Here is a 7,533-nt window from a genome sequence, read left to right as displayed (position 1 = left end):
AAGTACCACATCCAGACCTCGGGCCGCTCGCTGCACGCCCAGGAGATCGCCTTCAACGATATCCGCACCACCCTGCAGGCCCTCTCCGCGATCTACGACAACTGCAACAGCCTGCACACCAACGCCTACGACGAGGCCATCACCACGCCGACGGAGGAGAGCGTGCGCCGGGCCATAGCCATCCAGTTGATCATCAACAAGGAGCTGGGCCTGGCCCGCAACGAGAACCCGCTGCAGGGAGCGTTCATCGTAGAGGATCTGACCGACCTGGTGGAAGAGGCGGTGCTCGCCGAGTTCCGCAGCCTCAGCGAGCGCGGCGGCGTCCTGGGCGCCATGGAGCGCATGTACCAGCGCACCAAGATCCAGGAGGAGTCGCTGCTCTACGAGAAGCTCAAGCACAGCGGCGAGCTGCCCATCGTGGGCGTCAACACGTATCTCGATCCCAAGGGCTCGCCGACGCTCGTGCCGGATGAGGTGATCCGCTCCACGCCTGCAGAGAAGGAGTTCGCCATCTCGTCGCTGGGCGCCTTCCACGCCCGCAACGCCGAACGCGCGCCCGACGCCCTGGCGCGCCTGCAGGAGGCTGCCGTGCGCCACGAAAACGTCTTCGCCGAGATGATGGAGGCCTGCAAGGTCTGCTCGCTGGGTCAGATCTCCGCGGCCCTCTACCGCGTGGGCGGCCAGTACCGGCGGAACATGTAGAGCCATGAGCGACGGCGCGCGACGCTTCGACCGGTACTTCCCCCTGATCTACGCCGCCGTCTACGCGGCCGTCGCCTTGGCGGTGCAGCTCGCTTGGTTCCCCGTCGGCGACCTCGGCGTCGAGACGGATTTCTACGGCGATCTGGTGATCGCCGCCCAGCGCCTGTGGCACGGCGAGTTCTCCGTGCTGAACTATCCCTACAAGGGGCCGCTCACGTCCTTCGCGCTGGTCGGGGTGCACGCGGTGGTCTCGCTGCTCGGCGGCGACTGGTACCGCAGCGGCGTCACCCTGAATCTCATCTGCGCCGCGCTCTTCCTGATCCTCCTCTACCGGTTGTTGCTGCGCACCTTCAACCGGCGCGTGGCGATCTGCGCGACCATGGGCGTGTCGCTCGCCTTCGAATTCTTCCTGCACGCCCACAAGGCGTCGTCGGACCTGCTGTTCCTGCTGCTGTGCTACCTGGCCGTCGAGCGCTTGACGCGGCACGGCTGGTCGTTGGCGCGTCTGGCGGCCGCCGGCGCGCTGGGCGGCCTGGCGTTCCTGACCCGGTACAACGGCCTGATCGTGCCCCTGGCCGGCGTGCTCGTCGTGTTGCTGGTGAACCGCGAGCGCCAGTCCTTCCGGCGGCGTATGCTCGGCGCCGCGGCGCACGTGGCGGCCTTCGCGGTCGTGGTCGCGCCATGGTACGCGGTCAATCACGCCCAGACCGGACGCCTGCTGGCCACCCACAACCTGCAGAACATCTTCGTGGAAGAGTTCTACGGCGGCGCCGGTTCCGGGCCCGCGCCCGGCGATCGGCCCGACAGCCTGATCGGCGTCGTACGCCGCGATCCGCTCCTGTTCCTGGAACGCTACCTGGCCAACGTGCCGGACCACCTGCGGCGAGAGCTGAACGACAGCCTCAACGACCACGTGACGGCGCTGCTCGTCCTGGGGCTGCTGCGGATGCTGCTCTTCCCGCCGCGCCGCCGACACTGGGCCGTGCTGGTCTTCCCGCTGGTTTACTTCCTGACCATGTGCTCGGTGTACTACCAGCCCCGCTTCGCCTTCGCGGTGTGGCCGGGCTGGTTCGCGGTGGGATTCGTGGCCTTGGCCGGTGACGGCGTGGATCGGCGCGCTCGTCTGGGCGACTGGGCCTCCCGGACCTTCGCCGTGCCGCTGGCCTTCCTGCGCGAACGGGCCTCGCGCGCGGGCGCGATCATCCTGGCGATCGTCGCGCTGACCCTCTACGGCTTCCAGATCTCGGACATCGTGGTGGCCGAGAAGGTCTACCGGCAACGCCTGCCCCTGTTCGTGCTGGACATCGCGCCCGAGCTGAAGCGGCTGGCCGGCGCCGACACGGACGCCCTCGTCATGGCCCGCAAGCCCCATCTGGCCCATTACGCCGGTCTCGAATACATGCAGTATCCGCGCACCCTGACCACCGCGGCCGACTTCCTCGCCTTCGCCGTCGATAAGGACGTACGGTTCATCGTCTACGGCGACATCGAGCGCGATCACTACCCCGAACACCGCTATCTGGGCGAACTCATGCGCTACGCCGGCGTCGAGCGGATCTTCGCGGAGGGTGCAACCGTGATCTACGAACTGGCGCGCGGCCTGACCGCCGATGCGATCGCCGTCAGCGAGGTCACGGCCGTCCTGGAACTCCGTCTGGCCGCCGCCCGCGTCGCAGGCAACGACACGCTCGCGTTCCAGCTCTGCGCCATGATCGCCGAGGACCGCGCGCTGGATCGAGACTGGCCCGCCGCCGCTGTCTATCTGGAAGATGGCCTGTCGGTGATGCCGCGCGGAAACTCTCCCGAGGCGTGCCGGGCGGTCGCGAACGTGAAGCTGAACCTGGCCCAGACGTATCTCAGGCTGGAGCGCTGGGCCGACGGGGTCGCACTGCTGGAACCGGCCCTGGTCGGGATCGGGAAGCTGTTGCCGCCGGCCCGCCAGGCGGCGGCCCACGCCTGCCTGGCGCTGCACCTGGAACACGGCGGACACACCGACGCCGCCCTGGGGCACTTCGCGCGCGCCCGCGATCTCTACCGGGCTGTCGGGGATGCGCAGAACGCCGAGAACATGCGGCGGCGCCTGGAGAAGCAGCGCTAATCCTCGCCCGGCATCCCTTCCGGCCGGTCGGGGGGCTCCATTGTCCTTGCATTCGCAATGATCCTGCGTGCGGCCGTTTGCAGGGCCCGGATCTCCTCCGGACGCAACCCGTCGACGAGCATCCGGTCGGCGCGATGGGCCGCCGACTGCAGCGTGGGCAGTGCGCGCTCCGCTTTCTCCGTGAGTTCCACGTACAGGGCGCGCCGGTCGACGCCGCTCCGTGTTCTGCGCACGTAGCCCTTGCGCACGAGCTGCTCGACCTGGCGAGTCACGGCCGCAGGATCGATCCCCAGCGCCTTGGCGATCGCCACCGGTTGTTTGGCGTCATGACGGATTGCCAGCAACGTCCACAGTTGTGCTCTTGTGAGCTGATAAGTCTCCAGATACCACTTATGCGAGGATTCGACCGCCTGGGCCAGTCTGATGATCCAATGAGAGGATGAATCCTCAAGAGGGAGGTGTGGTAGACGTGCACTCATGTTAGATAGTTAACACGTCAAATATTGACATGTCAATATTTGATATGTCAATCATCTCGCTTTTTCATGTACGCACTCCGCATTTGTACAGCCGGTGGAGCACTCTGCCTGGAAAGCCCACGGCGAGTCGCTCTAGATGGCTCTGCCGTCGAGCTGCCGGTACTGCTGCCAGCGGTTGGTGACCAGATTCGGCACGTGTCCGTGACGGCTGCGGTTGCCGGACCACGCGATCACCGCCGGATCGCGGGCGGCTTCGGTGTACATGCAGCTCGAGCGCGGCGTGATGCCGAGGCGGCCGAGATCCAGCTGTTCGGCGTCCCAGCAGATGCGGATGGTCTCGTCGCCCGGGTCGGAGCACGGCTTGCTGTGACCCACGATGGCCAGGTGCAGCTTCGAGAAGTACGCGTCGTCGAGCAGGTATCCCCTGTCGCGGCAGTAGAGGGCGAAGTCGGCCGACCGCAATCCGTGGTCGCGGTCCTCGCCGTCGCTGATGCGCCGCGAGTCGTGCAGGATGGCGAACAGTTCCAGCACTTCCAGGTTCACGTCGGTGTCCTTGGCCAGGCGCAGGGCGTTCTCGAGAACGCGCGCCCAGTGCGGCAGACCGTGCAGGCCGTCGGGATCGAGCGCGAATTGCGCCATCACCTCGGGCAGCAACTCTTCGGGTTTCATCTTGTCGAACCCCCCGTTACGGCAGCTCACTGTCCGGGGACGGTGGCGGCCAGCTTGCGGTAGACGAGCGTGTAGAACATCTCGAGATACCGCCTCGTCTCCTGTCTTTCGATGTTCGTCATGAATTTCCAGAAACCGTAGATGCGCGAAAGCGACAGCATCCGGCTGGCGTAGAGCTGCCAGGTGTAGCGGCTGGCGACGCGCTGGATGGCGCCGTCGGAAATGGTTTTCCAGAGCGTGGCATCCTCGCGGCAGCCGCCGAAGAAGCCGGCCATGATCTCGGCCGCCTCCACGGGACGCAACGGGTCGATGTGATAGCCGGATATACCGTGCTCGATGATCTCCAGCGGGCCGCCGTGCAGCGTCGCGAAGGTGGGCAGGCCGCTGCTCATGGCCTCGATCACGGTCAGGCCGAAAGCCTCGAAGAGGGCGGGCTGGACGAAGGCGCCGCGCGAGTCGGCCACGAAGCGGTAGAGCTCGCCGACCTGGGTCTTGTCGGTGCGCATGGTGATCCAGCGGGCCTGGCCGTCCAGGTCGTATTCGTCGAAGAGCCTGTGCATGGTCTCGATCTGCTTGGCCTCGTCATCGTCCTGCGACTCCGCGGGTGTCATGTATCCGCCGGCGACAAGCAGGTTGGCCTGCCCGCGCAGGGCGTCGCTGCGCCCGTACAGCTCGACCAGGCCCGCCATGTTCTTGATGCGGTCGAGACGCGACATGGCGAAGAGCAGGGGCTTGTCATGGTCGCGCAGCAGGCCGAGCGCGTCCGGGCGGGCGCCGCCGTTGACCAGGTCCTCGATCTCCGGCAGCAGCGACTCGACGCGCCGGTCCTTCTCCGAGAAGGGGAAGAAGACCTCGGTGTCCGCCCCCGGCGAGACGATGTTGAACTTGGGGTCGAAGGGATCGATGCCGCTCACCACGCGGTACAGGCCGGGCATGGTGAAGCTGGAGTAGCTCTCGTACTGTCCGATCACCTCGCGGGTGCCGGCGATCTCCTGGTAGGTGCTGGAGATGATGAAGTCGGCGGTGTTCATGGCGATCAGATCGGCCGTGAACTGGCACGAGAAGTGGAACTGGGCCTCGTGATCGCGCCAGAAGAGATCGGATTGCTTGTACTTCGATTTTTCCAGCGCGTGGGCGATGTTGCATTGAGTCACGCCCAGCCGCTGGGACAGCAGGGTCGCCACCAGGTTGCCGTCGGAGTAGTTACCGATCAACAGGTCGGGTCGACCGCCCAGTTCGGCCAGGATCACCTTCTCCGTATCGATGGCGTACTGCTCCAGGTAGGGCCAGATCTCAAAGCGCGAGATCCATTCGCGCATAAGCTCGCCCTTCTGGTTGCGGAAGGGCACGCGCAGGATCCTGGTGTGCCTGGTCCCGGTGACGGGCTCCACTTCCTGGTCGCAGGTCGTGCCCTCGGCCTCGGGGATCAGGCGCGTGAGGATCAATATGCGCGGCTCGATGTCCAGCCCCTGCTCGCGGATCGAGCGCAGCATCTCCTGCTCCAGGGCCCGCACCTGATCGAGGATGTAGACGACCTGGCCGCCGGTGTCGGGCTTGCCCAGCACGCCGGATTGTCCGAAGTAGCCGTGGGGGGAGAGGATCACCAGGGAGAAGATCATGGGTATGCGCACCAGGAAGCGTTCCAGGTTCTCGGGCGACGGCGCCTCGAGGATGTCGGACAGGGTGCTCATGTTCTCGGCCATGAAACCGGCGGTGCGGCCCCAGCCGGGCTCGAAGCCCATGCGTTTCAGTTCGTGACCGACCTCTGCCCAGGTATCCGCCAGCGGCCGGGTCTCCAGGTATTCCACGGCGTCGCGCAGCCGCTCGCGCATTTCGGTGCGGTCGCGGATCAGGTCGTTCAGCATCAATTGCTGGCCCTGGCACTGATGCATCTTCAGGAACTTGAAGAGCAGGCGGAGCCCGTCGGAGTTGCTGTCGAAGAGGCGTCCCGACAGGTGCCGGTTCAGGTACTCCACGCCGCGCCCGATCGATCGGACCTCGTGCAGCTTGGGAAATCCCCTCTCGAAGGGCGTCAGGTCGATCTCGAGGGGCCAGTTGTCAGTCGCCGCGGCGGGATGGGCCAGGCGCTCCTTGACGAACAGGTACTCGGCCACGTCCACCTCGCGGCAACTGGCCGTCTCCACCTGGATGTGCACGTACTGCCAGCGCGCCACGTTGGCGCGGATGGCCAGGTAGAGGTCGGGGGGCGTGGAGACCGCCTCCTGGATGGAGCGGATCACCTCCGCGAAACCCTCGCCGCACTCGGCGGAATCGTCTTGTTCGCGGCAGAACGCCTCGAATTCGGGCATGATGTCGGTTCGCTGGAGTACGGGCCGCCCCAAGTCCAGGCAACGGCGGAAGAGGGTGTAGGCCTCCCGCCGGTGTTGTGCGAGGAAGCGTTCCAGCTCACGGATCATCATTCATCCCTTCCCGGGCAGACTGAGGTGTGTGCGTATGCGTTCAGGTGTCCGACGCGCCTATTCGGGCTGTGAAATCGTGCAGGCCCACGATCGCCGCGGGCCTCTTGGCGGGAACAGGCGGCCGTTTCCCCGCTGAATCAGTCCCGACGACGAAATAATCCCGTGGGCGGCGGCGAGCACGTTTTCGGGACGCGATGCGGTCGAGCACGCCCCTGACGCCCGCGCCCGCCGGGAGGCCGATGTCGGCGACGCTCAGATCGTGATCCCTGATGAAGGGACCGGGGCGGTCCAGCAGGCGCTCGAGATGCGAGAGGTAAGTTGCCACGTGATTGGTCCAGGTGTACAGGTTGTTCGCCCGCACGACGCCGTTGGCCGCGCGCAGACGCCAGGCCTGGCTCTCGCTCAGGACCTTCTTCAGCGCCCGCGCCATGTCGGCGGCATCCAGCGGATCGATCAGCACTCCGTTGTGGCACTGGGCGATGATGTCGAGGGGACCGCCGTCCCGCGTGGCGACCACGGGCAGGCCGCTGGCGGCGGCCTCGATCAGGGTCAATCCGAACGGCTCGGTCAGCGCCGGGTTGACGAAGACGCCGCGGCTCTGCGCCGCCAGGCGGTACATGTCCGGCACGTCCTCGGGGTCGTGGCGCTTGGGATACGCCACGCGTCCGTAGAGATCGTATTCATCGATGAGCTGAACGATATCCAGCAGGACGCGCCGTTCGGGCGGCTTCAGGGCCGCGATGCCGTCGCGCGTGCCGGCGATCAGGATCAGGTTGGCCATGTCCTGCAGTTCGGGATCGCGGCCGTAGGCCTGCACCAGGGTGCGGAAGTTCTTGCGCTCGTCCGGGCGGGCCAGGCAGAGGATCATCGGCTTGTCCGGCTCGCGCAGGAAACGCGCGAGTTCCGCCTTGATCGGGGGCACGGGATCCCGCCTGCGCCGCGGGCGGAAACGGTCCAGGTCCACGCCGGGCGGGATGACCTTCATGTTGCGGGTGCGGTAATTGTTGTAGGAGCTGTACTGGTCGGTCATCTCCTGGGTCGTGCTGGTGACGATGAGCGAGGCCGCGGCCATGGCCTCCTCCTCGGCCTGGAAGCGGCGCGTGAACTTGTAGCGTTTCTCGAGGGCGTCCTCGTCGAGACCCTTGTCCAGCAACCGCTGCTTCTT

Annotated in this window: 6 protein-coding genes; 2 read left to right on the top strand and 4 right to left on the bottom strand. The window is 66.3% G+C overall.

Annotated elements, in window-relative coordinates:
* Both KJ554_03275 and KJ554_03270 read left to right on the top strand, forming a co-directional pair.
* Positions 1-702 (top strand): methylmalonyl-CoA mutase (locus KJ554_03275; protein MBU0741360.1); only part of this gene is annotated, 702 nt, incomplete at its 5' end.
* A gap of 4 nt (positions 703-706) precedes the next feature.
* On the top strand, positions 707-2,800 hold the full coding sequence (locus KJ554_03270) for a glycosyltransferase family 39 protein (protein MBU0741359.1): 2,094 nt from the start codon (positions 707-709) through the stop codon (positions 2,798-2,800).
* On the opposite strand, the gene KJ554_03265 is transcribed toward KJ554_03270, so the two are convergent.
* The 4 genes from KJ554_03265 to KJ554_03250 form a co-directional block, all read right to left on the bottom strand.
* Entirely contained in the window at positions 2,797-3,144 is a 348-nt protein-coding gene (locus KJ554_03265; GenBank protein ID MBU0741358.1) for a MarR family transcriptional regulator, read from the bottom strand. The two genes, KJ554_03270 and KJ554_03265, sit on opposite strands and share 4 nt — an antisense overlap.
* A gap of 267 nt (positions 3,145-3,411) precedes the next feature.
* A complete protein-coding gene (locus KJ554_03260) occupies positions 3,412-3,948 on the bottom strand; it encodes a hypothetical protein (protein ID MBU0741357.1) in 537 nt (178 codons plus the stop codon).
* A gap of 26 nt (positions 3,949-3,974) precedes the next feature.
* The gene (locus tag KJ554_03255; protein MBU0741356.1) at positions 3,975-6,365 is read right to left on the bottom strand and encodes a sucrose synthase; all 2,391 of its coding nucleotides are present in this window, start codon (positions 6,363-6,365) and stop codon (positions 3,975-3,977) included.
* A gap of 43 nt (positions 6,366-6,408) precedes the next feature.
* Positions 6,409-7,533, bottom strand: a 1,125-nt coding sequence (locus KJ554_03250; GenBank protein MBU0741355.1) for a glycosyltransferase, incomplete at its 5' end; no start/stop codon positions are given.

Source organism: bacterium (assembly GCA_018814885.1).
Lineage (GTDB): Bacteria > Krumholzibacteriota > Krumholzibacteriia > LZORAL124-64-63 > LZORAL124-64-63 > JAHIYU01.
This window is presented reverse-complemented; position numbering and strand designations above follow the sequence as displayed.

Coding starts and splice junctions, on each gene's coding strand:
- KJ554_03270 (MBU0741359.1), top strand. CDS start 707: ATGAGCGACGGCGCGCGACGCTTCGACCGGTACTTCCCCCTGATCTAC.
- KJ554_03260 (MBU0741357.1), bottom strand. CDS start 3,948: ATGAAACCCGAAGAGTTGCTGCCCGAGGTGATGGCGCAATTCGCGCTC.
- KJ554_03255 (MBU0741356.1), bottom strand. CDS start 6,365: ATGATCCGTGAGCTGGAACGCTTCCTCGCACAACACCGGCGGGAGGCC.